This window comes from Acinetobacter sp. WCHAc060025, from assembly GCF_004209355.1.
GTDB lineage: Bacteria > Pseudomonadota > Gammaproteobacteria > Pseudomonadales > Moraxellaceae > Acinetobacter > Acinetobacter wuhouensis.
Genome location: NZ_SGSX01000023.1, coordinates 1 through 26,376, shown reverse-complemented (window position 1 = coordinate 26,376; position 26,376 = coordinate 1). Strand labels below are relative to the sequence as shown.

Genomic DNA, 26,376 nt, shown 5'->3' with positions numbered 1-26,376 from the left:
TCCCTTTTAAAAGTCCTGTTCTATTCACTTTCTAAAAGCCAATAAAAAAGAGCTGCAAAACTACAGCTCTTTTTGGATTTTAAAATATTGATCAATATTTTATTCAGCGACCCATTTACATGAATTGCCAAATGAAACTATATGGCTTGTTGTTCTCTGTTTTCAGTATCGAGATACGCTTCTAAAGAATCATCCAGTGCATATAACCACGGCGTATGATGTGGCTTCGACATTTTCCCTGTCATCACTGAACGATACGTTTTATCTCTAAAGCCCATAATGTTGTCTTTTTTATGCTTTTTCCATTGCATAAAAATTTCATTTACCGCATCAATGTTAAAACTTGGATAGTCGGTTAGAGTAATCAATTGCTTGATATATTCACCTTGAAACTTCACCATTTGCTCAGACGTTTTTAGCTTGCTTTCTCGTGCAATCCACTTTTGTGAATGGGCTTGCATCTCCGCCTGCTCAGGTAAATCAATTTGACCCAAAATGATGTCACGCACATACCATGCTTGCGCATCAAACATATTGAAAGTGTACCACTGGTCTTGCATACCTAAATAAAACAGTTTTGGATTATTTTCCCAAACCACGCCTTGGTATAACGATTGTGGATATAAGCAATTGTGGGTTTTAAGCTTTAAATCTTCCGCCATATACGGAAAATGATGCAAATAACCTGTACAGAGAATAATGGCATCGATCTTGGCAGAACTACCATCAGCAAAATATGCTTTGCTTTCATCGACTTTTAACAGTTGTTGCTTTTCAGCCCAGTTTTTTGGCCACTTATAACCCATCGGTTGACTGCGATAACAGCTATAAATCTGTTTTGCACCATATTTATAACACTGTGAACCGACATCTTCAGCAGAATAACTACTACCAACAATGAGAATCGTTTTGCCTTTAAATTCAACAGCATCACGGAAATCGTGTGCATGTAAAATCCGACCATTAAATTGATCAAAACCCTCATATTCTGGCACTTTCGGTGTTGAGAAATGTCCAGATGCGACAACAACATAGTCGAATTGTTCTGAATACACTTGATCTTGTGCATGGTCGCAGACTTGAACCGTGAATTGTTCAGTATGTTGATCATAATCAATCTGTTGAACTGCCGTATTAAAACGGACTTGATCTTTCACACCTGCTTTTTCAACACGTCCTTTAATATAATCCCAAAGCACGGCGCGTGGTGGATAGGATGCTATCGGTTTTTTAAAATGTTCATCAAACGTATAGTCTGCGAACTCCAATGCTTCTTTTGGTCCATTTGACCATAAATAACGATACATACTTCCGTGTACCGCTTCGCCATGTGCATCTACACCTGTACGCCAAGTGTAGTTCCATAGTCCGCCCCAATCGTCTTGTTTTTCGAAACATACAATTTCTGGAACTTGCAGACCTTTGGCCTTTGCTGATTGAAATGCTCTTAGTTGAGCCATGCCACTTGGGCCTGCTCCGACAATTGCAATTCTCGTCATTGCTATCTCCATTAGTTTTGAGTTCTTTGAAAAAAGCTCCTAAAGATCGACGAGTCTGCTAGAAGTAAAACTCCATAAGAATCATCATTATTTTGAATAAAATAAGAAAGAATAGAATCTTAATTCTAGGATAAACATCATCGTTCAAATTAGGATGCTGATACAAATGCATATGAGTTCTTAGAGAAAAGCACATTGTTTATGCAACAAAATATCTCTAAATAAGAATAAAACTCATACAAAGAAAATACACCATATCACAAAAATAGATTTAGGTTAGCCAAAATCATCAATTAAATGAATAATAATTTGTTACAAGAGTTTCTAAATATTTCAATTAGTTATTTTTAATAATCATAAAAAAAGCAGATCAAAGACATATTTGATCTGCTTTTAATATTTTTTTGATGGAATAAACAACCTGACTAAATTAGGTCACAGATGTTACGCAGGAAGTATATTTTAGGATACCTCTACACTTTTAATGTATGAGTAGCTGATTATCATCAATGAATATCAAAAAATAATTAGTGATTAAGATTTCAACTCAGTGGTGCTATCGCGTTAGGCGACATGGATGTCGCCGTTGGGCGGGGGTATAGGATATACCCCTCGCCCAACAAAGGATTTTTGTAACTTTTGATCCTTCAAAAGTTAGGCATCGCCTACACAAATTGAACTAAACTTTGCAAGATAGATGGGGGCTGTGCTAGCTCAAGAATATTGTTATATAGTCAATATTTTGAGCACTCTTAGTTTTAGACATACTTTAAATACGGAACATCAGTTAAGTCATTTAAATAACTTAAAGGACATACACTAAATTTATTATTTCACAAAAGTTTTCCAAACAAAATCTTGGCTCTGACCATTCAAAGTCATGGTTAATTGATCGCCTGAAGCCAAAGCACCTACGCCTACTGGTGTACCTGTCATCACCACATCACCTAGCTCTAACGCGAACACTTGGCTAATGTCTGCGAGTAAATAACCAATATCAAAAATCAATAAAGAGGTATCACCTTTCTGGCGCACTTGATCATTCACAGCAAACTCAAACGTGATCGCATCCCATGCTTTCACTTCATCAATACTCACCCAATCAGCCAGTACACATGAACCATCAAAAGCTTTTGCTCGCTCCCAAGGCTGACCCTTTTTCTTTAAATCATCTTGTAGATCACGCAAAGTTAAATCCAAACCGAGCGTCACAGCCCCAATCGCTTCCAACGCTTTTTCAGGATTGGTTTCACCTTTTAGTGGCTGATCAATACGTAAAGTGACTTCACACTCATGGTGCAAACTGCCCCAATTTTCATTCCAAGCAATACCCTCTTGCAAAGAAACTAAACTGCTCGGTGGTTTAATAAATAAGACAGGACGATCTGGTGTAGCATTTCCCAACTCAGCGATATGTGCCGCATAGCTACGACCGACGCAGACAATTTTAGATGGACGTGTACTCATATTCTTCCCTTCCTATTTATCATCAAAATAACAACTACATGAATTTTAAAATCATAGTTTTTTAAATGTATTTACAAAAAGTGTTTTATCTTCTGAGCTTTCAAATGCACGTTTTGGCACAATCACCACAGTACGATCTTTTAACTCAATCATATAGGTCAATTTGCCTTCAGCGAATTTCGCCACATCGGTATAGTGATGAATTTTCTTTGGACGACCACTACTGAACAATTCCAGATATTCTTGAAAAAGTTCAATACCTTGCTCGCTTTTACCAAATTGATATTTCACAAATTGGCGTTTAAACATCATCGGTAAAAACCAATAACGCATCAACATTTGTAACAGCAGAAAAAAAGCACCTAGACCAATATAATACTGACCCACACTGCTGTTATTGATCACAAGATAAATCCCCCAAATGATAATCCCCGCACTCACTAAAGGCGTTAGCATTTGAGTAATTTGCTTTTTACCAAAAGTTGCTAGTTTAAAACCATCTTGTGATTCTTCTAAATTTAAATAATAACGTGCAGATAATGCAGGCTTACTGTCTGACATAGTGCTTCAATACAAAAAATTCGATACCCAAATAGTACACCAGATTGTACGTTGACATGATGATTTTCATCCCAAATTACACAACACCTCTATTTTTTAAAGCTAAATCATTTAAATATGTTGCTTGTAGAAAACCCTCAAATAAAAACAATTGAAAATATACAAAAGGAATTGCAATGAATCATTTTTCTGCGCCTATCTGCCTAATTTTTTTAGCAAGTATTAGTCCACTGAGTTTGGCAAAACTAGTCACCTGGTCAGATAATATTCCCAGTGCCTTAAAACCATTTGATAATAATGCACAAGAAATTGCAGCAATTGCACAAGATCAGATTTTGATTTATTCACATCCTGCTATAAAAACCTCGCTCCCTACATTGGTTAAAAATCCTCAGCCCACAGCTAAATTTTCTACCGCAGCAATTGTCGTTCCTGTCAGTACCCAAGAAGTTTCCAAAACATTAAGTAATTATAATCAATATGTTGGATTATTCCCGACGCTTAAATCTGCTAAGGTTTTAGAACAAGCAGGCAATGTCAGCCAGCTCAAATATAAAATTTCGATTCCTACTCCAATTCCTGTGTTGAATTTTAATGAGGATGTCGTGATGCAACATCAAATTGGGCAAAACAGCATTTCAACCATGGTCATCAGTGGTCCTATTCCCTATGGTTTAGGTAAATTTGAATGGTTTAGTTTAGGTGAAAACAAGACCTTAATTACCCTAACCCAATGGGGTGACTTAAATCAGCCACAAGGCTTTTTATTTAAGAAAATTTTAAATGCGTTCCCTGAAGTCAAACTTGCCATTCCTAGCAGTTCAGGCGCATTTGTGATGGAAGCTTTAAAGAATAAATACACAGCTAAAAAAGTCACTGCACTGAATGCAGGACAATTACCAAGCCCTCAACTGAATACAGCGCAAATCAATAAAATTGCACAAGTCAGTGCGAGTTCACAACAAACTGTAAGTTTGGTACTGAATCCAACAACTGTACCTTATACCCATGGTCGAGAAGCACTAAGATTCACCACGACATATCAATATTACAATGCCACACCACAGCAGCTGCAAAAGTGGACACAACCTTTGTCTTATAAGGAAATCTTGCCCAATCAGATTAAGAAGATTAAAGTTGAACCCATCACTGCTCAGGGGCAAGATACTGAGTTTAAAATTAGTGTCGGCTTAGGTGTAATCAGTATTCCGTTTGATTTTAAAATGCACTTTACCTATCCAAAACCAACTGAAAATAATTTTTATGCCAATGGTGGGGACTTGCGTTATTTAAAAGGACAGATTCAGTTTGTTGCACATGGCAATGGTGATGCTTTATTAAAAATGACCACAGCAATGAAAATTGATGATAAAGCACCTTTCCTACTTAGAGCTGCACGTAGTTTGCCTTATCATGAAATGCTACCTGCTGTTGGAGCCAATGCATTATTTGCACAGAAAATTAAACCGTAGAGTTAAAAATAGACAAGGATTATATGTTAAAGGGATGTCGCCAATATTTAGTCAGTACATGCGCATTTTTATTGGTTGCATGTGAGGAAATGCCTGAATATCAAGTTCCTATTACGATTGAACCCGAATATACCTATGTCCCACCACAAAAAATCGAGGCATTAGATGAACATGGCTATCTCATGTTTAACACCACAGCCTTGAGTGAAAAACCATTACATAAAATTTATGATGAATATCGCTTTCATTATGCGCATTTTCGTTGCCCTGTGAATGACCAATTTGAAGTCACGGGCTCTATTGCTGCAAATGAATTTGAAGATAATCCGATCGTTTATGAGAATCATCATTTTAAATATGATGTTTTATTTAGCATTTGTCCTGAAAATGATGCATCGAAACTGAATTGTGTCTATGAGTTTAAGCAATTAAAAACCCTGCCTAAAGAACTTTCCTGTCGTGTCATTTTTGGACGGATGTTTGGGCGTAGTGTTGTACTAGCAGACAATATTAAAATGGATATTACTCAGCTTGAACATGCGAAAGAATATCAGCCACCTGCACTTGAAAATTCAGATCAGCTAGAAAAAGTTGAATGATACTGATTGAATAATCTTATAATTTTCAAACACAAAAAAACCGCAGTTAAGCGGTTTTTTGTCAATTTTACATCTTTCGATGACCAAGTTGGTGCGCTCAGAGAGATTCGAACTCCCGACCCCTTAGTTCGTAGCCAAGTGCTCTATCCAGCTGAGCTATGAGCGCGACGTCTTGATGGGACGCATTATACGCCTTTTCACTTTATTGAAAAGCGTTTTATCTATCTTTTTAGACTGTATGTTTAGGAAATAAGCACCCAATCCAAACATCGTTGATAAATCCATCAAAACATCATTGAATCCATTCAAATTTATTTTACTAATAAATCTTTCGGATCAATCGTATCACCATAAACTGGTTTTAAGGTTTTTTCATAAGCTTGTTGAATGATACCTTCTTTAGATAATTTTTCTAAATCTTGATTGAGCCAATCCAACAATGCTTTATCGCCCTTTTTCACCGCAGGTGCGATCAAGTCATACTGACCTAGACTGGTAATGCCTACAGTATAGTTGGGATTCTCTTTTGCCCAAGCGAGAACCAAAAGATTATCATGTGCTAAAGCCACGCCACGACCATCTTTCAGTGCATCAAAGGTTTCGGTATTTTGCTCGTATTTTTGCAACTTAATTTCAGGATGTGATTTTGTGAAGAATGAATCTGCTGTTGTGCCTTTATTCACCAACAAGGTTTGATCTTTCAATTGTGCAATATCCGTGATCGGCTTGGCTTTTGGAGAAACCACTCCCAAAGATACTTTTAAATAAGGTTTGGCAAAATCAACAACGTCTTTACGCTCAGGCGTTACCGTGAAATTAGCAAAAATAATATCGACTTTATTGGCTTTTAAATATTCCACACGGTTTGCCGCTTCAGTGAGTACGAACTCAACTTTGTTTTCATCACCCAATAAGTCTTTAGCAACATGCTTGGCAATTTCAACATCAAAACCTTGGTTTTTACCTTGTGCATCCAAATAACCAAAAGGTGGTTTATCACTAAATACCCCGATGCGCACCACACCATTTTTCTTAATTTGCTCAATGCTTGATACGTTTGTTTCAGTCTCAGCTTTTTTCTCCGCTGTCGGTGCATTTTTATTACATGCCACCAAACCCAAACTCAAAACTGTTGCAGCCAATACATGACTAAGATTTTTTAAAGATAAATTCATTATTTTCATCCTATTATTCACACAAAATTTACAATATCGGTTTCGCGATAAAACTAATAATTCAACATATTTAAAAAGGCTTTGGCACGTTCAGTTTGTGGATGCTCAAAAAATTGCTCAGGCGTAGCTTGTTCAATAATTTTGCCCTTATCCATAAAAATAATCCGATCTGCGACCTTTCGAGCAAATGACATTTCATGTGTGACGATCAACATGGTCATTCCCTCATGGGCAAGTTTTAAAACCACATCTAAAACTTCGCGTACCATTTCAGGGTCTAAAGCGGCGGTAATTTCATCTAAAAGAATGACCTGCGGTTGCATCACTAATGAACGCACGATGGCGATTCGTTGCTTCTGTCCACCTGATAGTTGTCGTGGATAATCTTGCTTTCGCTCATACAATCCGACCCGCTTTAACAACTCATCTGCGACTTTTTCCGCTTCAGCACGACTTCTTTTTTGAACTTTAAGCGGACCAAGAAGAATGTTATCAATCACATTCATATGTCCAAAAAGTTCATAGTTTTGAAACACCATACCGATTTTTTGACGAACATTAACCCAAGGTAAATCTGTACCTAGAACACCTGAACCTTGTAAATGAATCGTCCCACTTTGAATTTTCTCCAAGCCATTAATACAACGCAATAAGGTGCTTTTCCCACAACCTGATGGACCGAGAATCACCACCACTTCACCTTGTTTTACGTCCAAATCAATGCCTTGTAAAATATGACTTTCTGCAAATGATTTCTGTAAATCTTGTATAGATAACAAAGTCATGGTGTCTCCCAAACTTTTTCTAAATGTGTCGCCAAACGTGATAAGGGATAGCAAATCAGAAAATATAAAATAAAGATCAAACCATAAATCCACAGCGAAGCATTCGGAACGATTAACAATGAATTTTCAATAATTTGCTGTCCGACTTTAATCACTTCCACCACACCGATCAGTACTGCCAATGAACTGGTTTTTACCATCCGTGTGAATAGATTAATTGCCCCTGGCGTAACCCGTTTCAGGCTTTGCGGAAAAACCACATAGAATAATGTTTGATTCTGGCTTAACCCCAGTGCATACGCTGAATCTCGTTGATGCTGATCTATAGACGTAATCGCAGCTCGAACCAAATCCCCCATCTCCGCCGTGCCCCACAGCACAAAAACCACGATACACACCACAACGGCTGAGAACTGCCAATTAAACCAAGTGGCAAAACCAAAGTAGAAAACAAACAGTAAAACGAGAATAGGAATGATTCGGATGATTTCTAAATACAGACGACACAAACTTTTAATGAATAGGTTTTTTGAGGTCATAATCACCCCAAAAACCGTGCCAAAAATCGCTGAAAAAAATACGGAAATAAAAGCAATTTTTGCAGTGATCCATAAACCTTGTAGCAAGCGATAGAGATGATCTGGCTGAAATAGGTAATTAAACTCCATGGCTCACCTTCCGACTACGATATTCCAAATAACTGGTGAGAATGGACACAGGTAATAAAATAATTAGGTAAGACATAATCAACAGAAATAATGCTTCCGTGGTTTTGTAATCCATACCAATCAAGTCTTTGGTCACAAAGAGCAATTCCACTACAGCGATAGCACTGACTACAGAACTTTCTTTGATGAGGAATAAACAATTTGCACCAATCGCAGGAATCGAAACAGCTAAGGCTTGAGGAAAAATAACGTATTGAAAAACTTGTATGGGACTTAACCCGATGCTTTCCCCTGAATCTATTTGCCCTTTGGCAACAGCTTGCAAACCTGCTCGAAAAGCTTCCGCCATATAGCTTCCACCAAGGAAAGTCAGCCCAATCACACCACAAGTAAAACCATCAATTTTAATGCCAAGTTTTGGTAGACCGTAGTAGAGGAAAAAGAGCTGAATGAGTAGTGGTGTATTACGTGAGATTTCAATATAAATTTTGGCTATTTTGTCGAATATCTTGATTTTATACGTGATTAAGACACTGCAAATTAAACCAACCACTATGGCAAGTATGATGCTAATCATTGAAATTTTGAGTGTCGTCAGAGTTGCTGAAACAAACTGTGGCATCACACTGTAGATATATTGCCAGTTCAAAGAATTCGTCCAAATGTTTTTGTTATGCTTTGTGCTAAAGCAAAAAAAGTGAGTTGGGACGATCTTACAGTGCTTATTTTTCCTCAATAAATATTGTTATCAGATAAGCTTTTCGATAAAAATGAATGAATATTGTTTAATTTAAAAATACATTTTCTTTAAAAATATAATTCGACAGTTAGATTGCATCGTTAGTCTGTTGCAACCAACTCCAACTGCTCCATACATTCAGCACAGAAAATAATAGCTTCATTGTCAAAACTTTGAATCTGAAGCTCATAAACAAAGCCTGTCATTGTTCGATTACAGCCATCACATTGATGTAGATTGAAATGACAAACAAAATCAACATGCTGGTAAATATAATATCCGTCTGTATATTTTTTCATGTTCTTTCAATACTTCTATTCCTCTCTTTATTTTAAAGCTTTTAGTGAGTAAATAGAGCCAGTAATCAAAGTTGTGCGACAAAAAATGACGCCCTGTATATACAATTATATTTTGTATATACTTGTGCATAAACCCATCATTTCTCTAACTTTTCTTAGCAACTCCTGATCTGATACTTGCATGGGTAAACTTATCGTTTCAATACCTACAAATCCATCACTCTTTGTTTGACAGGGAATAAATTGATATTCGACTGAATTATATGATACAGATAAAGTTTTTTGATCCCGATGCAACTCTTTTCGGGTTTTATATTCAAATTGCTGTATTAATGACATTTCTTCTTTTTTTAAAAATTCATCATATTGCAAAGTATTTTCTAATGCCTGTTTACAATAAACACTCCGCTCTTTTACTTTAACAAATGTACATCGCTCGAATGCCAATTTAATCGCATGAATAAACTCACTATCGGTACAATTCATATTCAGTACAATTGGAGCGTAAGATAAATCCCTGATAGTCAATCCAGCACTTATCCAAGTAGTAATTGAAATGAACTCACGCCCAAATACAATTTCAATATTTCGCCACTCTTCTTCTTTATGAATAAAACGATTAAATAAATTTTTTAATTTTTGCATAGTTCTATTTTCTAATTCATTTTAAAATCTTCTAAAATTACAATGTAATAATAAAGGAAACAAGAATGGGAAATTACACACAATTAGTCTTTTCAGACAATCCTATTGCTCAAAATAATTTAGCTCCCCAAGATTTAGACTTATATATCAAAAATATGTTCCCATTATTTTGGTTCTCACTATATCACCATAAAAACATTGAAATTATAGAAAACCCAACAGATGATCAATACTATGCTTATTATCTCACGATTGACAAGAATCAAGGAATTATAAACTTTAAATCACATTTAAATTTATGGAGTGTCTTTGGAAAACGTGCTCTACAACTTGCTAATGACTTTATTGCCTTTATACAGGACATTCAAAAACAATATATCGTACTTTATGTCCACGATATTTTAGGTATGTCCACATCTCCTGATGATGATGAAGCAAAACAAATACTTAATGAGATCCTTAATATTTATCAAACTTCCAATGCTGAAAAATTTTTAGAAGCAATTAAGCAGAATATTTGGCTTCAACCCTCTATCCAGTACTACCAAAATCATCAATATAAATTCGCTTTAGATGGTCTTGATGAAGAGGAAGATAATCTATGACCTAAACCCCAGACACAAAAAAACCGCAATTAAGCGGTTAATTTCATCAAGTTGGTGCGCTCAGAGAGATTCGAACTCCCGACCCCTTAGTTCGTAGCCAAGTGCTCTATCCAGCTGAGCTATGAGCGCGTACCTGATTGCCTATAAAGGCTCCGTTACTTTTCGAATACTTATTTAAGTTGGTGCGCTCAGAGAGATTCGAACTCCCGACCCCTTAGTTCGTAGCCAAGTGCTCTATCCAGCTGAGCTATGAGCGCATCATAAGTATTCGTTGGCGGTGAGAGAGGGATTCGAACCCTCGATACAGTTACCCGTATGCATCCTTAGCAGGGATGTGGTTTCAGCCACTCACCCATCTCACCGTAACGAGCCGCCATAATACAAACTAAAAGCCGATTCGGCAAGGGATGACATTAAAAAAAATAGAGAAATTTACTCAATTAAATACTTTTTAAGCAATTTTCATCATTTTGTATTTTTTTTATGCTGCAAAATAAGTATTTAGCTTAAAATTTTAAAAAAAATTTCGTAAATCAAAATTTAAAACACAATATTGCAATCAATTACGTGCAGTATTTGCCTGTATGACTTATGCTAATCCTATCTTCTGAATAGAAACCAAATACATGATGAAAAATTGGGTCGATCCTGAAGCGAAAGCTGAAGCCGAACGTTACGACAATCCTATTCCAAGTCGTACCCTTATCCTTGAAACGATAGAACAAAAACAAGAACCACAATCACATGCTGATTTAGTGGAAGCATTTGAAATTGCCGATCAAAAAAGTATAGATGCACTGAGCCATCGTTTAAGCGCAATGGTGCGTGATGGTCAACTGATGAAGGATGGTTTTAAATACCAACTCATGGCAGACCAACCGATTTTGGATGCGACTGTTTATGTCAACTCCAAAGGCTTAGGTGTTGCCAGTATTGATGGTAAAAAAGAAGAATTTTTACTGCCTGAGCGTGAACTGCGCCAAGTCTTCCACGGCGACCGTGTTAAAGTCCAACAAACCTCAGTAGATCGTAAAGGTAAAGCTTGGGGCTATATCACTGAAATTACTCAACGCAGAGTGAAACAGCTGATTGGTAAAGTCGCTGAATTTGAAGATGAATATTTTATTCAACCTTCAAATCCCAATGCACATCAGCCGATTACCTTAGAAAAAGAACTGATTGAGCATGCCAAAGCTAAAGTCGGTGATTCAATTCGTGTCGAAATTGATGATTATCCAACCCGTGATGAATTTGCCACAGGTCATATCATCCAATCCATGGCAGATAAAGCGGATACGGAAATTATTATTCCTCAAACCATTTTAGAATATGGTTTACCGTACGAATTTCCAGAAGAAGTTGTAAAAGAAGCTGAAAGCTTTAAAGAGCCTTCGGCAAAAGATCGTGCGGGTCGTATTGATTTGCGTGATTTGCCATTAGTCACCATTGATGGTGAAGATGCACGTGACTTCGATGATGCAGTTTATGCTGAAAAGCGTCCGGGTGGCGGTTATCGTGTGGTCGTGGCAATTGCAGATGTCAGCCACTATGTCCGCATTGGTAAACCTTTGGATGATGAAGCGCAAGAACGTGGTACATCGGTGTATTTCCCACATTTCGTCTTGCCAATGTTGCCTGAAGCACTGTCGAATGGTTTATGTTCTTTAAATCCGCACGTTGACCGTTTATGTATGGTCTGTGATTTGAATTTAAGTCGTGCAGGTCGTGTGACGAAGTTTGAATTCTACCCTTCAGTCATGCATTCAAAAGCACGTTTGACTTATACCCAAGTCGCTCAATACTTAGATGGTGACAGCAAAGCGGTTCCTGAAGATCGTGATGTACGTAAGTCATTAAATACACTTTATCAATTGTATGAGACACTCAAAGGTTTACGTGCTGAACGCCATGCAATGGAATTCGAAACTGTTGAAACCTATATGACATTTGATGATTTAGGTGGAATTAAAGAAATCCTGCCTCGTTCACGTAATGTTGCACATAAACTGATTGAAGAATGTATGTTGCTTGCCAACGTGGCAGCCGCTGAATATTGCTTAAAAAATGAAGTGCCAATGTTGTACCGTGTACATGAAGCACCTGAGTTTTCACGCATTCAAAAAGTTAAAGATTTTGTGAAATTGCTTGGTTTGCCATTCCCTGATCAGCCGACACAAGCCGATTATCAAAAAGTCATTGAAGCGACCAAAGATCGTATTGATGCACCAAGTATTCATGCTGTCTTATTACGTTCAATGATGCAAGCCTATTATGGTCCGAAAAATGTCGGTCACTATGGTTTGGCTTATGAAGCGTATACGCACTTCACTTCGCCAATTCGTCGTTATCCTGACTTATTGTTGCATCGTGCCATCAAAGCTAGTTTAACGACCAAGAAATATCCGCTTTCAGGCTCAGCCTTGGATGAAGCAGGTGAACACTTCTCTGCCACTGAACGTCGTGCCGATGAAGCCTCTCGCTCAGTGACTTCTTGGTTGAAATGTCATTATATGCAACAACATATCGGTGAAGAATTTGTCGGTGTGATCAGTGCAACGGCTGAATTTGGTTTATTCGTGACGCTGAAAGATTTGTATGTCGATGGTATGGTGCATGTCAGCCAATTGGGCGATGATTATTTTGTCTTTGATCAAGTCAGTCAAAGTCTTGTCGGTCAAAATCGCGGACAAGTCTTTGGCTTAGGCGATGAGGTGAAAATCAAAGTTGCTGGTGTGAATATTGAAGAACGCAAGATCGACTTTGAGCTGTTACAACAACTTTCTCATGCAGGTCGTGTGATTCGTAGTCGTGCGCCACGCGTTGCGAAACCAACAGCAAAAGAAGAAGTTTTTTCTGATCGTCCTACACGTGTTAAATCGGATGCTGACAATAACAATGTCAGTGACGATGGAGAACGTCCCTTTCGAAAGAAAAAATCAAAAGGAAAGCCTAGTTCTTACGGTAAAAAGTCTAGTAAAAACAGTGCAACGAAGCCTGAAACAAAGGCTAAAGATAAAGTAAAGAAAAAGGCTAAACCGAAAAAGAAAAAGTCCAATGCAAAAGCAAAGGATGAATGATTTTCAGTTTAAAACAAGAGCGCTTCGGCGCTCTTTTTGTTTATAATTATCTAAATTTTAAAATAAAATTTGCCATGTCAAAAAGTTCAATTTCTAAATATTATTACCATTATTATGTGATTTTCATTCTGTTTCTTTCACTCATTAGTGCAACTTACGGGGTTTCATCTGTTAATTTTCATGCAACAAAAACGGTCAATATCTTTGCTCTTTGTGCTTCAATTACTCTTTACTGTGCCATCATTCAGTATTTCTTCTTTTTAAATACTAAGCAACAATGGATCATTCCGCGTTCATGGAAGAATTTTCAGAAACGACCTTTGCTTTATTGTCTGATCATATTTCCCATCTGTTTTATACCTGTATTCTGGCTTAATTTTTCTCAGCTTTTTCCTATGTTTTATACGAAAATATCTGGAATCAAATCTGTTGAAATTTTAGCAGCACATACAAAAGAACATAGCTTTAAAGGAAATACAACTTATTGCTTATCTAACAAATACTCCTGCTTACCTATTTTCAAAATCAATAAAGATGAATTTGAGCGATATAAAAATAAACAAGTCGTTTTGCAAATCACCAGTCAAAAAAGTTCACTTGGCACAATTGTTTACTCAATTGATCATATTCGTATATCTGAGAAGAATCATTAATCGGCTCTCAAATTGCATAAAGTTCATGCTAAAATTTGAATATAAAACAAAAAGATGATGCATCAATGAAAAATATAATTTTGCTCACTCTGCTTATTTCCACAAATCTTTATGCAGTATCTATATTTACTACTCACTCTGTCCCTAAAAAATTCAGCTCATTTACAGGTAATATTCCCTACATTCAGAGTAAAGACTTTGAAAAGATCAACCAACAAATTCAACAACAACTTTTACAGGATGAGGGAGTACCGATTGACTTTGAAAGTGACAAAATTTATCAAGACCATGATTATTTAAGTATTCGGGTGAATCAAGAAATTTCAGGTGGTCGTACGTATTATCGAAGCCGATATTTTGTGATTGATCTTAAAAATAAAAAGCTCATGACACTAGATCAAGTTATTAAAAAATATGAGCTTTCAGCAACAAATATTTCACGACAAATTGGTGAAGAACTCGAACCATGTATCTTACCCAAAACACCAATCACAGAAGAATGTAATAGTGCTGATATGCAATATTTATATCGAGATTATGCAGAAGATCCGCATACAATTGATTTAAAAAATGCAGATGGTTTTTATCTTAAAAAGAACATTCTAGGAATTAGTTTTGATGCAGGTGTCTATTCAGTGCCATTTGAATTCGATCTAAAAACCAAGAAAATCCAATAGCACTGTTTAAATTTATTGCCAAAGCTTGATTTCCCTGTCCAGAAGCCCTACATCTATAGATAATTCAGGACATTATTTTGGCATCACCCATGACCTTAGAAACAATGACATTAGAAAAGGCGACATTGCCTGTACCACACTTCGATCAAATCACATTAGATCAACTCAAACAAAATATCGAACAAGCCATTCAAGATGGTCAGAATTTTTTAAATGAACTGACACAAGTCCCTGAAAGCATTCAAACACAACTGCATGTTTTAGAAAAAGTAGATACACTTGAAAACAATATGAGCGAATCATGGGGTGTTTTATCACACCTCAATGCGGTAATGAACAACGCTGAAACACGTGAAATTTACCAATCACTCTTACCGAGTTTAAGCGAGTATTACACACAGCTTGGACAACACGTTTCCCTATTCCAAACCTATCAAAATATTCATGACAATCTAATTTTCGCAGACTTGCCTGCTGCACAACAAAGCGCAATCAAATTGGCTTTACGTGACTTTAAACTTTCAGGTGTGGCACTCGAAGGTGAAGCGAAAAAACGTTATGCGGAAATTTCAGCACGACTTTCACAACTGTCATCTGACTTTTCCAACCATGTTTTAGATTCAACGCAGGCTTATCACAAGCCATTAAGTGAAGAGCAACTCAAAGGTTTGCCACAAAGCAGTATTGAACTATTAAAACAGTATGGTCAGCAACGTGAATTAGAACAGCCTGTTGCCACTTTAGATATTCCATCTTATTTGGCGATCATGACTTATGCCGAAGACCGTGCGCTACGCGAAGAAATCTATCACGCTTATGTGACTCGCGCTTCTGATCAAGCGCAGGATACACAGTATGACAATGCCCCTGTGATGGTTGAGATTTTAAGTTTGCGTCAAGAAATGGCGAAACTTTTAGGTTTTGATAATTATGCAGAATATTCACTGGCTTCAAAAATGGCGCCTAATGTTGAAACTGTGAATCAATTTCTCGTGGATTTGGCGGAACATGCACGTAAGCCTACCCTACAAGAAATCGAAGAGCTGAAAGCCATTGCTCATCAAGATGGTATTGATGAACTCAAACCGTGGGACAGCACCTATTATTCTGAAAAACTCAAAGTACAAAAATTCAATCTTTCTCAAGAAGATTTAAAACCATACTTCCCTGCACCGAAAGTGATTCAAGGTTTATTCAATGTTGTAAATCGTTTATATGGCATCAAAGTTGTTGAACGTGAAGCACCGCTTTGGCATGCAGATGCGCATTATTATGAATTGGAAGATCAAGGCTTTGTGATCGGTGGTTTCTATTTCGATCTCTATGCACGTAGCGGTAAACGTGGTGGTGCATGGATGAGTGGTTTCCGTTCACGTATGCAAACAGATGAAGGCTTACAAAAACCGATTTGTTATATGGTCGGAAATTTCACGCCACCTGTTGGTGACCAACCCGCCCTACTCACTCATGATGAAGTGAATACATTGTTCCATGAATTTGGACATGGTTTACACCACATGCTGACTGAGGTGGATAATATTTCTGTAGCAGGAACACACGGCGTGGCATGGGATGCCGTGGAATTGCCTAGTCAGTTTATGGAATTTTGGACGTGGGATACTGAAAGCCTCGCCCTAATCAGCGAACATATCGAATCTAAAGATACATTGCCAAATGACTTGCTTAAAGCATTGTTAGATGCTCGTTTCTTCCAATCAGGTATGCAAACGTTACGTCAAATCGAGTTTGCACTGTTTGATCTCAGCATTCACAAACTAACACCTGCTTTAAATGCGGAACAAATCCAAGCAACTCTAGATGATATTCGCAACAAATATGCGGTATTAGCTACTGCACCTTATAACCGTTTCCAAAATGGCTTTAGTCATATTTTCGCGGGGGGCTATGCTGCGGGTTATTACTCATACAAATGGGCAGAAGTTTTAGCCAGCGATGCCTTTGATCGTTTTGAGAATGAGGGCGTTTTTAACACCCAAACTGGTCAGGAATTTCGTAAGGCAATCCTTGCAGTTGGCGGAAAAGATACGGCACTTGACGCATTTATCAATTTCCGTGGGCGTGAGCCTAAAATAGATGCATTATTACGACATCAGGGTTGGACGAATAACGCTAAAAGCGCTTAAACTAAGCTTTAAAATTGTTTAAAGTGTGGTGGGTGTATGAATATTAAACGTCGTTTCATTGCTGGTGCAAAATGTCCTAAATGTGAAGCGATGGATCGTATTGTTATGCTCACCCAAAACGATGCTGAATGGATTGAATGCATCGAGTGTGGCTACTCTGAAAATCGTCCTACCCACATAGACGCACCTGAAGAGCCTGCCGTACCTGATGAAATTGGGGTAATTCAATTCAAGCCTCGTTCCTCAAAGTAGATTGGATCACAAAAAAATGCAAATAGATCAAAGGAATAATCCAAAATTAATGTGGATCATTGCGGCTGGCTTAGTTGTTGTTATTTTACTCATCGCTGTTTTCTTCTGGTTAAATAATCCATCGAATAAAACCGCAACCAATGATCAACTAAACACACCGATAACGACGAAAAAAACTGAAGTTGTTACACCGCCTGTTGCACAAGCAATTGAACAAACAGCAGCATCTGAATCGAATCATATTGAATTGGTGAATGAAACTATTTTAAAAGATAAGGTTCCTGAAAATGCGAGTCTTGCCAAAGAAGAGGTTGCTAAACTAGATGACATTCAAACACAATTGGGTGAACAACAACAAAGTTTAAAATCTCAACATGCTGATGCAGACCAACTGATCAAGCTAAAAGAAGAACAAATCAAAATCCTTGAACAGCAATTGGCTGCGCAAACTCAATAATCCACGCTTAATAAAAGCTTTAACTCAAATGGTTAAAGCTTTTTCAAATTTAAATATACTGTTAAGAATCAAAAACTTTAAATTATTAAAAAATACACCAATCATCCTCTGAATTTTAATCACTCAAAATTTGCTAAGATTCAACATAAATCTTGCCAATGCATCCATCATGAACACAGAATCACCCAATAACAATATTTTGATTGCAATCGGCTTACTCATGCTCTCTGCTTTTTTATTTTCAATCATGGGCGTCTGTATCCGCTATGCATCATATACTCTAGATAATTATACGATCGTGTTCTTCCGTAATTTTGTTGGGATTTTTATTTTTCTGCCACTGATTTTTAATAAAGGCATTGTTTTTTTTAAAACCCAAAAATTATGGATGCATACATGGCGTGCGCTTGTGGGACTCACGGCGATGTATGGCTTTTTCTATGCCATTGCACATCTTAAATTGTCCAATGCCATGGTCTTTACTTATTCTTCACCGATTTTTATCCCATTGATTGCATGGTTATTTCTCAAAGAAAAAATTACCTTGTCGATGCTTATTGCTGCTGGACTCGGACTATTTGGTGTCATTTGTGTCGCTAAACCTGACAGCGGAATGTTCAATCAAATTTCAATGATTGGTTTGAGTGCCAGTTTTTTAGCCGCGATGGCATTTGTCACCGTTCGTGCGTTGACCAGTACAGAACCGCCTGAACGCATCGTATTTTATTTCTGTTTTATTGGCACAGTCATTTCAGCAATTCCGATGTTCTGGATGATTCGTCCTTATACAGTTAAAGAATTAGCATTTTTAATTGGTGCTGGGCTTTTAGCGAATATCAGTCAAATGTTTATGTCCTATGCCTACAAGCTTGCACCTGCGGGACAAATTGGTCCTGTGAATTATATTGCGATTATTTTTGCAGGGACATGGGGATTTTTATTTTGGGGTGAAATACCGGATCACTATAGCTTAATCGGTTTCGGCTTTATTTTAGTTGCCATCATTCTGTGTAATCCAATATTACAGAAGAAATTAAATCAATTTAAACCCTAAACTTATACTTAGAGAGCATTCATAAAATACCCGTGAATCCTCCCATATTTTATTACAATCAGCAGAACACTAAGCTTTCTCTCTTTCACTTTATCAATCATCATTTCTCAATCATTCTTCTTCCATAACTCAGCAAAAAACAAAAGCGCCCGAAGGCGCTTTCATCTATCACTATATTTTAGTTCAACTACTTGTTCGGGTACCAGTCGAACAGATTAAACAAGTATGGACCGTAAGTAACCAAGAGCAGTGATGAGAACAACACCACGATTGGCAAGATCCAACGTTCATATCGATAATAGAAGCTTGTGTATTTGGCTTTCGCTTCTGCATCGGCGGCGGCGACTTCCGCATCACCGACGGAGAGCCTCGTCAGCAAGTGATTCAGTGCCACTGGTGGTGTCACATAACCGAATTCAAATGCAACCAGTACAATCATCCAGAAGTGGATTGGATGGATACCATTCTCAAAGGCAACAGGCGCAATTGTCGCAGCAACAAGAATCACCGCACCGAATGGATCTGTGGTCATACCGATCATCGCGAGTAATAACGCCATGAAGCCAAGTGTGATCAAGATACTACCCAAATGCGTTGGAACCATAGTCACGATTTCACTACGCTCAATCAGACCGCCCACACTTGCAGATAACGCCATCAAGATAATTAAAGCACCAATATGCCCCACACTTTCAGAGGTTGAGAACCAAACTGAACCTGCAAAACCACGCTTCTTCTCAGCCGTATTTCCATGTTCACGTAAATATTCAGAATCTTGCTCATGTTGCAATGCAAGTGCTTTATTTGGATTCTCAGGTACTGGTAACTTATCACCAAAGAACTTATCAAATAAGATAAATGCCAAGAGCATAATTGGAAGAATTACAGGTGCTGTAAACTCATCCATTTTAGTGTCTAAACCATATTGGTAGAAACCAATTACTGCAATAACCACTAAAACATAAGGAATCACAGGTACTAAAGCACGTAGCATTCCAGGTACAGCTGTTTTCGGTGAATTAATACGGAATTTATCTTCAGCAAGGAATAAAGACACACCAAGGAAAATAAATGCAGTTAACCAGAATACATAGATACCATGATCAAATAATTCATCTGAAGTCACATGACGGCTATCGAGCATCGAGATCAGAATAACAAGTAAACATGGACGTAGTACGACACCCAATGAACCTGACATTGCAGATACAGCCAATGCATATTGACGACGCGCACCTGAGTTCCAAACTTCCTTATAAATGATCGCACCCGCTGCAACGACGAAGATACCCGAAGCACCCGTATAAGCAGTTGGAATTGCAGCACCAATCAAAATGATCCAAGTCAATGTTTCTGGCGCAAGATTCCATGGGCGTAAAATCGCTAAGAATAAATCCATGACGCGTGTTTGCGTCAACAACATACCTGCCCAAATGAACAATGCTAAATTCAAGAAGATATTCGAGAACTCAGTCAACAAGCCAAGGTAAATTCCTTGCCCCATTGGATAGTCCATAAAGAAGGTAAATGCAATACCTGTGACTATCGCCATGAATGCGTATAACGGAATACTCAACATTGCGAGTCCGAAGTTACCACCCTCTTCAGCATCAGCAGGTGTACGGAACAATTTAAACAAACTGATAATGGTCAAGATGACAAATAAAATCATCCATAGCCAATACACACCTATGGTTTCGTGAGTAGACTCCACACCAGAATTTAAAACAGAACGGTATTGGCTAATCACTGAATAGCTCAGTAAAGCATTACCGATTACCATTGCGATGTTATAGACTTTGAAATCAAGTTTGGTACGCGCAGGACGCAAACCGATGTGGTGCATTTTCAATGAAGCTGTAATTGAAGCAATTACCACCATTAAAATAAGAATCAGAACGCGGTTCTCTGTACCCCATTTGAGTATCCAGAAGAAACCTGTTTCCATCGAACGATAGCTACGAATCGTTGAATGCTGTTCCATATGCTTATTGGCTTTATCATAAAAAGCATATTTTTGATTACAGTCTGATTGAGCTGAAACAAATGAAGCACGAACATCAGCCTCTGGGGTTAAACCGAAAAACGCTGCATCCGGATCTTTTGCTTCCTGCTCCATTTTTTCTTTTACAAGCTTATCGATGTCCATATTACGGTCACACGATGGCTTGGTGGGTTCAGCACGTAAATAGGAATATTGCATTCCTATTTTCTCATCTCCATATAGACGCTCACCGAAACGAAGCATCTGTCCATGAATCATATCCCCTGTTCCAATGATCAAAGTCAACAGAAGCAGAACAAGGACGACAAAGGTTGAGATCCACTCATTCCAGATATAACTGAGTAGACCTAATCCTGATCTATTATTTACAGAATCTTGCATTGTTATTCCAGTTTTTATGCCCACCGTACAACAAACATGTACAGCTCATCTTTATTATTAGGTGATAGTAAAATCCTTTACCAATACCCATTCCTATCATTACACTCTAAAGGTGCCGTAATTTTCTTAAAAAAAACATGACAAAGATTTATTTTTTCGGCGAGTATTTTGTCAACTCATCGCTTAGTTTAAAAATTAATGTCTACACATCATCTTATGCCTATCTTTTACTCTTATTAAAATACCTTGAATTTCAAATGAATCAATATAAATAGTGACTGATTATTCATTAATCACGGAAAAATTAATAAAAATTCAGGTTTTAACTCTAAAAATGCATTATTGTAAATATTTTCTTTTCATTGTTTTAAATAAAACTAAGCAGAATCAACCCAATACACTTTCTTTGTGTTTTGGAAATATGACAATAAAATTCCTCACAGCACATCATTCATTTCAACATTTTCAATCAAAGTGCGATTCTTTTGAAGTCTGTAGTTTTGTGTTAAAAACATTGATTTGAAAAAATAAACACAACGCAGCGGCTAAACTTCCATAGATCACGCCAAGTAAGTGAGCTTGTGTCAAGACTGGATGCCCGATCAATTGCTGCGTTTGTAATGCGCCAAAAAAATGTTCCCAAACAAGCTTTAAAATGATGCCCAGTAAAATAATCAAAGCAAAATGTCTTTCTGACTTTTCTTTTAAACTCATCAATGCAGAAAAAACAAATAAACCATGCAATATGCCTGATAGTCCTGCATAGGCATAAATTTCAGGATAAAAAAAATAAAAACTCAAGCTCAATAATGGTGGTAAAACAATCAGCAAACCTAATAAAGCTTTTTTATTGATCTGCGGAAATAAAAATGGCAAACACATCAAAGCCAGCACATTTAAAACGTAGTGTATCCATCCCACATGTACCCAATGCGCCGTCCACCAACGCCAAGGCTGATTCCAAAACAAGTCATGTCGATAAATCAAATGATCCTGAAAACATTGCAGTACCGCAAAAAAAATCAGACTGAAGAAAATAAACAATACTGTGTCATTTTGCTTAACTTGTATCATTTTCCACCATGAAAATGTAAAAAAAGAAGAGCGAGCGCTCTTCTTTGATTCTAACTCATCTTCAAACTTAATGACCTTTTATCGATCAGCGCTTGCATAACGTCACCTAAAGTTAAGGTGCTACAGTTGTATCTTCAGCTGGCGCTGCTGTATCTCCAGCACCTTCTGTTGGCGCAGGCAAGTCATTAAATAACTCATCATCACCACTTGAAGCTTGTTCGTCCCAGAATGTTGTCATACCATCATCCGCAGCACGAACCCCAGTATGCTCAGTCCAATAACGATCTGCGATACCTTGAATCATTTGACCAGCCATACCATCCAATAATCTAAACTCAGGATTGATCGGCTTATCATCTGCACGTGATGCCGCATATGATTTCAATGCGCCTCTTAACTTAGCATCATCACCACTGGCTTGTGCTGCTACCGCATTCATTGCAAAAGCTAAACGTACACCTTTTTGTTCAGCAATCTGCATCGACTGTTGTAATGTTTGATAAGGATCCGGCTTACCATCACCCGCACCAGGTAATAAAATCCAAATCACTGCACGGGTCGCCATTGGCGCGCCCCAGAATTTATTATTGTCCAAACATGCCATACCACGTTCAACAATCGCGGCAATATCTTTTGGCACGTTGACAGCACCACCCGAGTTAATGTCATTGGTCATGGCTTGTAAACCACTCAACATACCAATCAGGTAAATCGTCTGGTCTAAATCTTTACGCATGGTTGGACAAGAGTCGCCAAGCGTATATTTATATTTTGCTTGCCAACGTTCTGCAAAAAGTTGATAGCCTGCATATTGACGCTCTGCAGCAAGCGCAGCCCAGCGTTTTTGCTCTACACGGGCATCCTGAGCTTCTGTCACTTTACCGTCTTTTGAGGCACGTAAATATCTAAGTTCCGCATCGAGCGCACGATTTTCAGCACACATACCCGCTGCTGAATAGAGCAATACCGCCATACGTGTAGGGTCTGCACCCATATCTTTGGTTGCCATAATTGCAGGTGTTAAAGCACTACCTGAATTACAAGCCATGTCTGTATCATTACCTGCCAAAATAGGTGGAACAATGTGCTTTTCACTGAATCCTAATGCTACATTTGCACCAGATTTAACGACATATGAACAACCTGATAAAACAGATGAGGCAACAACTGCGGTCAGCATCAATTGACCAAACTTGTGGACCTTAGACATACTTCCTGTCCTCTATATAATTGTGTTTATATCCTTTTTCACTCACAATATCAGAAGCTACTTCTGAATAAAAGAGTAATAGCTCTAATTTTATCTCAACAATTTGCCATACTTCAAATGTTGTGCAATTGACCCAATGTGATTTTTATCAAAATTTTAGGCAAAAAAAAGCAGCATAGCGACGGTTCGGCACATGCTGCTTATTAAACGGTAAACTCTAAGAGAGCTTATTTGTTTTGAGTTTTCTAAATTTACGGCTAATAAATGTATTACTGTCCGCTTTCTCAATCTGTTCCCTCAGCATAGTTCCTAATCTTCCTACAGTAATCGCAAGTACAATTGCGACGATTAGAAACCAATACGTATGAATTTCACCCATTTGGAAATTCCTCATTCGCTGTTGGTAGGTTTAATTTACCTGTAGAATGAATTATTCATCATGAAAATTGTCTAACAATTCTATTTTGCTGTGATTTTCATGCGATCTCGTCTAACAATGTTTATTATTTAGACATATTTTTCTATAAGTAGTTATTTTATAATATTTATTATTCTTATCAAAAATTTAAAATTGTTTAACAATCAATTCAATCTTGCACGTGTTTGCATCGATTTCCATTGTTGTTTAGATAATTGATCACACCAAATGATTAAATTTGGGTCTTCTTTGTTTTGAAAAGTGATCACAATATATAAAGAGTGATTGAGTATTTTTTTGACTTTCACTTGTTGAATCAACCTACAATCAGCTTGTTGTAAACTCCACACATCATGATCAAGTTGTTCTAAACAAATAACCGTAGATTGCTTCCTAAATATTTTTAATATCAATAAAGCAAGGCCCAGTAAAAGAATACACAACCATATATTCAATAAAAAAGACAATAAAATAGTGATACACAAGAGACTAAAAAGCTGAAAACCCAGTGCAACACGACTGGGTTTTAACGCATAGCGCTGATGCATACTCACATCAATTCACTTAAAAATTGATTCATCAGAATCAACCATGAACATAATGTTTGAGTTTATTAATCAAATCTCGTAACTCAGGACGTGGTGGTTCTGACACTTCCATAAACCAGTCCAATAAATCCGGATCTTCTTGATCAACCAATTCTTTAAAGAGTAACTTTTCTTCAGCATCTGCCTGTAAGTAATACTGTTTTACATAAGGGTCAAAATATACATCGATTTCTTTTAAACCACGACGTGCGCGATAAATCACTTTACGTTCTTCTAAAGTCAGTTCTTCAGACATCATTTTCCCCTATGGTAAATTCTGCATTAGTTTACCTGATTCCCCATAAATTTCTTGCTAAATTCTACCAAATGACCAAATTCATCATTTAAAAATGGGTTTTGAGCATTCATCTCATTGCGAGTCTATTCTTTTTCACATAATTTCAAAGCACTAAAACTCATATGGATATTATAAAAATGCAATCAGGTGCAATCCGACCTTTAGCAAATATGTTACCACGTAAATTATTTAATGCTGAACATGAAGCATTTCGTGAAACTGTACGTAAATTTTATGAAAAAGAAGTCGTTCCCAATATTGCCAAATATGAAGCTCAACAACATGTAGATCGTGATTTGTGGAATAAAGCGGGTGAAATGGGCTTACTCTGTGCAACCATGCCTGAAGAGTATGGTGGTTATGGTGTAGACCGCCTTTACAGTATGATTTTGATTGAAGAACAAGCTTATGCCATGGATTCTTCAACAGGTTTTTCTTTACATTCAGACATCGTTGCGAACTATATCAATAACTTTGGTAATGAAGAACAAAAGAAACATTGGATTCCAAAAATGGTGTCTGGTGAAGCAGTCACTGCAATTGCGATGACTGAGCCAGGTACAGGTTCAGATTTACAAGGTGTACGTACCACTGCTGTTTTAGATGGTGATGAATATGTCATCAATGGTTCTAAAATTTTCATCACCAATGGTTACTTATGTGACATGGCAATCGTGGTTTGTAAAACAGGTAATTCTGACAAAGGTTCTGCCAACTTGTCTTTAATTATTGTTGAAGCAGATCGTGCAGGTTTTACCAAAGGTAAACCGCTCAATAAAATTGGGATGAAAGGTCAAGATACTTGTGAATTGTTCTTTGAAGATGTGCGTGTACCGAAAGAGAATTTACTCGGTATGGAAGGCATGGGCTTCATCATGCTCATGAAAGAGTTAGCGTGGGAACGTATGCTGGTTGCGATCATTTGCCAAGCAGGCTCTGAAGCAGCTTTAGCACACACTGTTCAATACACCAAAGACCGTAAGGCTTTTGGTAAACCGATTGGTGCTTTCCAAAATACCCGTTTCAAACTTGCTGAAATGCGTACAGAAATTGATTTCTGTCGTGCTTATTTAGATCGCTGCATGGAACTACAACTTGAAGGTAGTTTAGGCGTAGATGCAGCTGCGGCAGCTAAATATAAAATTTCTGAATTATTCTCAGAAGTTGTCGATGAGTGCTTACAATTACACGGTGGCTATGGCTATATGCTTGAATATCCGATTGCCCGTGCTTATATCGACAACCGTGCGAACCGTATTTATGCAGGTACCAATGAGATTATGAAAGAGCTCATTTCACGTTCAATGTAAACAAATTGTCAATAAATTCAAAATAGATCAAGGAGCGAAAGCTCCTTTTTCTTCATCTACCTTTCGTAATCCGCCGTTATCTTTAACAGATCAATTTAGGCTATAACGAATAAACTACACTGCGATCAAGTTGCGTTAAATTCATCTATATTAGTTATAAAAATAATACTTTACATAAAAGTTAACATGACCCATTTGTATTTTATTTAAAATTGAATTAAATTCAATTCAAAACAAGAAGGAAGTTTAAAATGACAAAAGTAGT

The 26,376-nt window shown here is 37.4% G+C and carries 25 protein-coding genes and 4 tRNA genes; 11 read left to right on the top strand and 18 right to left on the bottom strand.

The annotated features are described in order from the left end of the window. Positions 1-137: 137 nt before the first annotated feature. From EXE09_RS16375 to EXE09_RS16365, 3 genes are all read right to left on the bottom strand, one after another. Complete coding sequence (locus EXE09_RS16375) at positions 138-1,499, bottom strand: NAD(P)-binding domain-containing protein (RefSeq protein WP_130117957.1); 1,362 nt, start codon at positions 1,497-1,499, stop codon at positions 138-140. 828 nt (positions 1,500-2,327) lie between these two features. Beyond that, positions 2,328-2,966 carry a fumarylacetoacetate hydrolase family protein gene (locus tag EXE09_RS16370; protein WP_130117956.1) on the bottom strand — a complete coding sequence of 213 codons (639 nt, stop codon included), beginning with the start codon at positions 2,964-2,966 and terminating at the stop codon, positions 2,328-2,330. 51 nt (positions 2,967-3,017) lie between these two features. Further along, positions 3,018-3,527, bottom strand: coding sequence for a YcxB family protein (locus EXE09_RS16365; protein WP_130117955.1), 510 nt, complete (start codon positions 3,525-3,527; stop codon positions 3,018-3,020). 176 nt (positions 3,528-3,703) lie between these two features. On the opposite strand from EXE09_RS16365, the gene EXE09_RS16360 reads away from it, so the two are divergent. Together EXE09_RS16360 and EXE09_RS16355 are read left to right on the top strand one after the other, a co-directional pair. After that, positions 3,704-4,999 carry an SRPBCC family protein gene (locus EXE09_RS16360; RefSeq protein WP_130117954.1) on the top strand — a complete coding sequence of 432 codons (1,296 nt, stop codon included), beginning with the start codon at positions 3,704-3,706 and terminating at the stop codon, positions 4,997-4,999. A gap of 23 nt (positions 5,000-5,022) precedes the next feature. Further along, positions 5,023-5,598: a hypothetical protein gene (locus EXE09_RS16355; RefSeq protein WP_130117953.1), complete on the top strand. Its 576-nt coding sequence runs from the start codon at positions 5,023-5,025 to the stop codon at positions 5,596-5,598. An 89-nt stretch (positions 5,599-5,687) separates the two neighbouring features. Here the strand turns inward: EXE09_RS16355 and EXE09_RS16350 are convergent. The 7 genes from EXE09_RS16350 to EXE09_RS16320 all read right to left on the bottom strand — a co-directional run bounded on the left by EXE09_RS16350 (position 5,688) and on the right by EXE09_RS16320 (position 9,909). Further along, positions 5,688-5,764, bottom strand: a tRNA-Arg gene (locus EXE09_RS16350). Positions 5,765-5,909: 145 nt separating this feature from the next. After that, positions 5,910-6,773, bottom strand: coding sequence for a cysteine ABC transporter substrate-binding protein (locus EXE09_RS16345; RefSeq protein WP_416332370.1), 864 nt, complete (start codon positions 6,771-6,773; stop codon positions 5,910-5,912). A gap of 53 nt (positions 6,774-6,826) precedes the next feature. Continuing rightward, on the bottom strand, positions 6,827-7,558 hold the full coding sequence (locus tag EXE09_RS16340; RefSeq protein WP_068973605.1) for an amino acid ABC transporter ATP-binding protein: 732 nt from the start codon (positions 7,556-7,558) through the stop codon (positions 6,827-6,829). After that, positions 7,555-8,226: an amino acid ABC transporter permease gene (locus EXE09_RS16335; RefSeq protein ID WP_130113802.1), complete on the bottom strand. Its 672-nt coding sequence runs from the start codon at positions 8,224-8,226 to the stop codon at positions 7,555-7,557. The genes EXE09_RS16340 and EXE09_RS16335 overlap by 4 nt, the downstream gene beginning before the upstream one ends. Next, complete coding sequence (locus EXE09_RS16330) at positions 8,216-8,875, bottom strand: amino acid ABC transporter permease (protein ID WP_213071513.1); 660 nt, start codon at positions 8,873-8,875, stop codon at positions 8,216-8,218. Before EXE09_RS16330 ends, EXE09_RS16335 begins: the two co-directional genes overlap by 11 nt. A 191-nt stretch (positions 8,876-9,066) precedes the next feature. Then, positions 9,067-9,264, bottom strand: coding sequence for a hypothetical protein (locus tag EXE09_RS16325; protein ID WP_068973602.1), 198 nt, complete (start codon positions 9,262-9,264; stop codon positions 9,067-9,069). 105 nt (positions 9,265-9,369) lie between these two features. Continuing rightward, positions 9,370-9,909 carry a contact-dependent growth inhibition system immunity protein gene (locus tag EXE09_RS16320; RefSeq protein ID WP_130117952.1) on the bottom strand — a complete coding sequence of 180 codons (540 nt, stop codon included), beginning with the start codon at positions 9,907-9,909 and terminating at the stop codon, positions 9,370-9,372. Positions 9,910-9,974: 65 nt separating this feature from the next. On the opposite strand from EXE09_RS16320, the gene EXE09_RS16315 reads away from it, so the two are divergent. Beyond that, positions 9,975-10,514, top strand: coding sequence for a hypothetical protein (locus EXE09_RS16315; RefSeq protein WP_130117951.1), 540 nt, complete (start codon positions 9,975-9,977; stop codon positions 10,512-10,514). A 52-nt stretch (positions 10,515-10,566) separates the two neighbouring features. Here the strand turns inward: EXE09_RS16315 and EXE09_RS16310 are convergent. From EXE09_RS16310 to EXE09_RS16300, 3 genes are all read right to left on the bottom strand, one after another. Continuing rightward, a tRNA-Arg gene (locus EXE09_RS16310) sits at positions 10,567-10,643 on the bottom strand. Between the two features lie 51 nt (positions 10,644-10,694). Further along, positions 10,695-10,771 (bottom strand) — tRNA-Arg (locus EXE09_RS16305). 15 nt (positions 10,772-10,786) lie between these two features. Then, positions 10,787-10,876 (bottom strand) — tRNA-Ser (locus tag EXE09_RS16300). Between the two features lie 264 nt (positions 10,877-11,140). Here EXE09_RS16300 and rnr point away from each other — a divergent pair. The 7 genes from rnr to EXE09_RS16265 all read left to right on the top strand — a co-directional run bounded on the left by rnr (position 11,141) and on the right by EXE09_RS16265 (position 18,828). Next, a complete protein-coding gene (rnr, locus tag EXE09_RS16295; RefSeq protein WP_130117950.1) occupies positions 11,141-13,591 on the top strand; it encodes a ribonuclease R in 2,451 nt (816 codons plus the stop codon). Continuing rightward, positions 13,588-14,244, top strand: coding sequence for a hypothetical protein (locus EXE09_RS16290; RefSeq protein ID WP_130117949.1), 657 nt, complete (start codon positions 13,588-13,590; stop codon positions 14,242-14,244). Before rnr ends, EXE09_RS16290 begins: the two co-directional genes overlap by 4 nt. Before the next feature lie 65 nt (positions 14,245-14,309). Beyond that, positions 14,310-14,921 (top strand): hypothetical protein, encoded by a 612-nt coding sequence (locus tag EXE09_RS16285; protein ID WP_130117948.1) that lies wholly within the window; start codon positions 14,310-14,312, stop codon positions 14,919-14,921. Between the two features lie 89 nt (positions 14,922-15,010). Next, positions 15,011-17,065, top strand: coding sequence for a M3 family metallopeptidase (locus EXE09_RS16280; protein ID WP_165382078.1), 2,055 nt, complete (start codon positions 15,011-15,013; stop codon positions 17,063-17,065). A gap of 42 nt (positions 17,066-17,107) precedes the next feature. After that, the gene (locus tag EXE09_RS16275; RefSeq protein WP_171405037.1) at positions 17,108-17,317 is read left to right on the top strand and encodes a YheV family putative zinc ribbon protein; all 210 of its coding nucleotides are present in this window, start codon (positions 17,108-17,110) and stop codon (positions 17,315-17,317) included. Positions 17,318-17,333: 16 nt separating this feature from the next. Continuing rightward, positions 17,334-17,774 carry a hypothetical protein gene (locus EXE09_RS16270; RefSeq protein ID WP_087553845.1) on the top strand — a complete coding sequence of 147 codons (441 nt, stop codon included), beginning with the start codon at positions 17,334-17,336 and terminating at the stop codon, positions 17,772-17,774. 169 nt (positions 17,775-17,943) lie between these two features. Beyond that, positions 17,944-18,828, top strand: coding sequence for a DMT family transporter (locus EXE09_RS16265; RefSeq protein ID WP_130117947.1), 885 nt, complete (start codon positions 17,944-17,946; stop codon positions 18,826-18,828). Positions 18,829-19,015: 187 nt separating this feature from the next. Here EXE09_RS16265 and EXE09_RS16260 read toward each other — a convergent pair whose 3' ends face one another. The 5 genes from EXE09_RS16260 to EXE09_RS16240 all read right to left on the bottom strand — a co-directional run bounded on the left by EXE09_RS16260 (position 19,016) and on the right by EXE09_RS16240 (position 24,759). Next, positions 19,016-21,214 (bottom strand): TRAP transporter large permease subunit, encoded by a 2,199-nt coding sequence (locus EXE09_RS16260; RefSeq protein ID WP_087553847.1) that lies wholly within the window; start codon positions 21,212-21,214, stop codon positions 19,016-19,018. Between the two features lie 465 nt (positions 21,215-21,679). Further along, complete coding sequence (rrtA, locus tag EXE09_RS16255; protein WP_130117946.1) at positions 21,680-22,288, bottom strand: rhombosortase; 609 nt, start codon at positions 22,286-22,288, stop codon at positions 21,680-21,682. Between the two features lie 112 nt (positions 22,289-22,400). Further along, positions 22,401-23,498 (bottom strand): hypothetical protein, encoded by a 1,098-nt coding sequence (locus EXE09_RS16250; RefSeq protein WP_087553849.1) that lies wholly within the window; start codon positions 23,496-23,498, stop codon positions 22,401-22,403. Between the two features lie 582 nt (positions 23,499-24,080). Continuing rightward, a complete protein-coding gene (locus EXE09_RS16245; protein ID WP_416332371.1) occupies positions 24,081-24,464 on the bottom strand; it encodes a hypothetical protein in 384 nt (127 codons plus the stop codon). A gap of 37 nt (positions 24,465-24,501) precedes the next feature. Next, positions 24,502-24,759: a succinate dehydrogenase assembly factor 2 gene (locus tag EXE09_RS16240; RefSeq protein WP_068973589.1), complete on the bottom strand. Its 258-nt coding sequence runs from the start codon at positions 24,757-24,759 to the stop codon at positions 24,502-24,504. A 179-nt stretch (positions 24,760-24,938) separates the two neighbouring features. Here EXE09_RS16240 and EXE09_RS16235 point away from each other — a divergent pair, with 179 nt between their 5' ends. Continuing rightward, positions 24,939-26,111, top strand: a complete 1,173-nt coding sequence (locus tag EXE09_RS16235; protein ID WP_087554085.1) for an acyl-CoA dehydrogenase family protein — start codon at positions 24,939-24,941, stop codon at positions 26,109-26,111. Positions 26,112-26,376 lie beyond the last annotated feature (265 nt).

Excerpts from the sequence above, each read along its gene's own strand:
- EXE09_RS16335 (WP_130113802.1), bottom strand. The coding sequence starts at position 8,226 with ATGGAGTTTAATTACCTATTTCAGCCAGATCATCTCTATCGCTTGCTA.
- EXE09_RS16370 (WP_130117956.1), bottom strand. The coding sequence starts at position 2,966 with ATGAGTACACGTCCATCTAAAATTGTCTGCGTCGGTCGTAGCTATGCG.
- EXE09_RS16325 (WP_068973602.1), bottom strand. The coding sequence starts at position 9,264 with ATGAAAAAATATACAGACGGATATTATATTTACCAGCATGTTGATTTT.
- EXE09_RS16345 (WP_416332370.1), bottom strand. The coding sequence starts at position 6,773 with ATGAATTTATCTTTAAAAAATCTTAGTCATGTATTGGCTGCAACAGTT.
- EXE09_RS16290 (WP_130117949.1), top strand. The coding sequence starts at position 13,588 with ATGATTTTCAGTTTAAAACAAGAGCGCTTCGGCGCTCTTTTTGTTTAT.
- EXE09_RS16235 (WP_087554085.1), top strand. The coding sequence starts at position 24,939 with ATGCAATCAGGTGCAATCCGACCTTTAGCAAATATGTTACCACGTAAA.
- EXE09_RS16375 (WP_130117957.1), bottom strand. The coding sequence starts at position 1,499 with ATGACGAGAATTGCAATTGTCGGAGCAGGCCCAAGTGGCATGGCTCAA.
- EXE09_RS16285 (WP_130117948.1), top strand. The coding sequence starts at position 14,310 with ATGAAAAATATAATTTTGCTCACTCTGCTTATTTCCACAAATCTTTAT.
- EXE09_RS16270 (WP_087553845.1), top strand. The coding sequence starts at position 17,334 with ATGCAAATAGATCAAAGGAATAATCCAAAATTAATGTGGATCATTGCG.
- EXE09_RS16340 (WP_068973605.1), bottom strand. The coding sequence starts at position 7,558 with ATGACTTTGTTATCTATACAAGATTTACAGAAATCATTTGCAGAAAGT.
- EXE09_RS16355 (WP_130117953.1), top strand. The coding sequence starts at position 5,023 with ATGTTAAAGGGATGTCGCCAATATTTAGTCAGTACATGCGCATTTTTA.
- EXE09_RS16280 (WP_165382078.1), top strand. The coding sequence starts at position 15,011 with ATGACCTTAGAAACAATGACATTAGAAAAGGCGACATTGCCTGTACCA.
- EXE09_RS16240 (WP_068973589.1), bottom strand. The coding sequence starts at position 24,759 with ATGTCTGAAGAACTGACTTTAGAAGAACGTAAAGTGATTTATCGCGCA.
- EXE09_RS16245 (WP_416332371.1), bottom strand. The coding sequence starts at position 24,464 with ATGCATCAGCGCTATGCGTTAAAACCCAGTCGTGTTGCACTGGGTTTT.
- EXE09_RS16250 (WP_087553849.1), bottom strand. The coding sequence starts at position 23,498 with ATGTCTAAGGTCCACAAGTTTGGTCAATTGATGCTGACCGCAGTTGTT.
- rrtA (WP_130117946.1), bottom strand. The coding sequence starts at position 22,288 with ATGATACAAGTTAAGCAAAATGACACAGTATTGTTTATTTTCTTCAGT.
- EXE09_RS16260 (WP_087553847.1), bottom strand. The coding sequence starts at position 21,214 with ATGCAAGATTCTGTAAATAATAGATCAGGATTAGGTCTACTCAGTTAT.
- EXE09_RS16320 (WP_130117952.1), bottom strand. The coding sequence starts at position 9,909 with ATGCAAAAATTAAAAAATTTATTTAATCGTTTTATTCATAAAGAAGAA.
- EXE09_RS16315 (WP_130117951.1), top strand. The coding sequence starts at position 9,975 with ATGGGAAATTACACACAATTAGTCTTTTCAGACAATCCTATTGCTCAA.
- EXE09_RS16365 (WP_130117955.1), bottom strand. The coding sequence starts at position 3,527 with ATGTCAGACAGTAAGCCTGCATTATCTGCACGTTATTATTTAAATTTA.
- rnr (WP_130117950.1), top strand. The coding sequence starts at position 11,141 with ATGATGAAAAATTGGGTCGATCCTGAAGCGAAAGCTGAAGCCGAACGT.
- EXE09_RS16265 (WP_130117947.1), top strand. The coding sequence starts at position 17,944 with ATGAACACAGAATCACCCAATAACAATATTTTGATTGCAATCGGCTTA.
- EXE09_RS16360 (WP_130117954.1), top strand. The coding sequence starts at position 3,704 with ATGAATCATTTTTCTGCGCCTATCTGCCTAATTTTTTTAGCAAGTATT.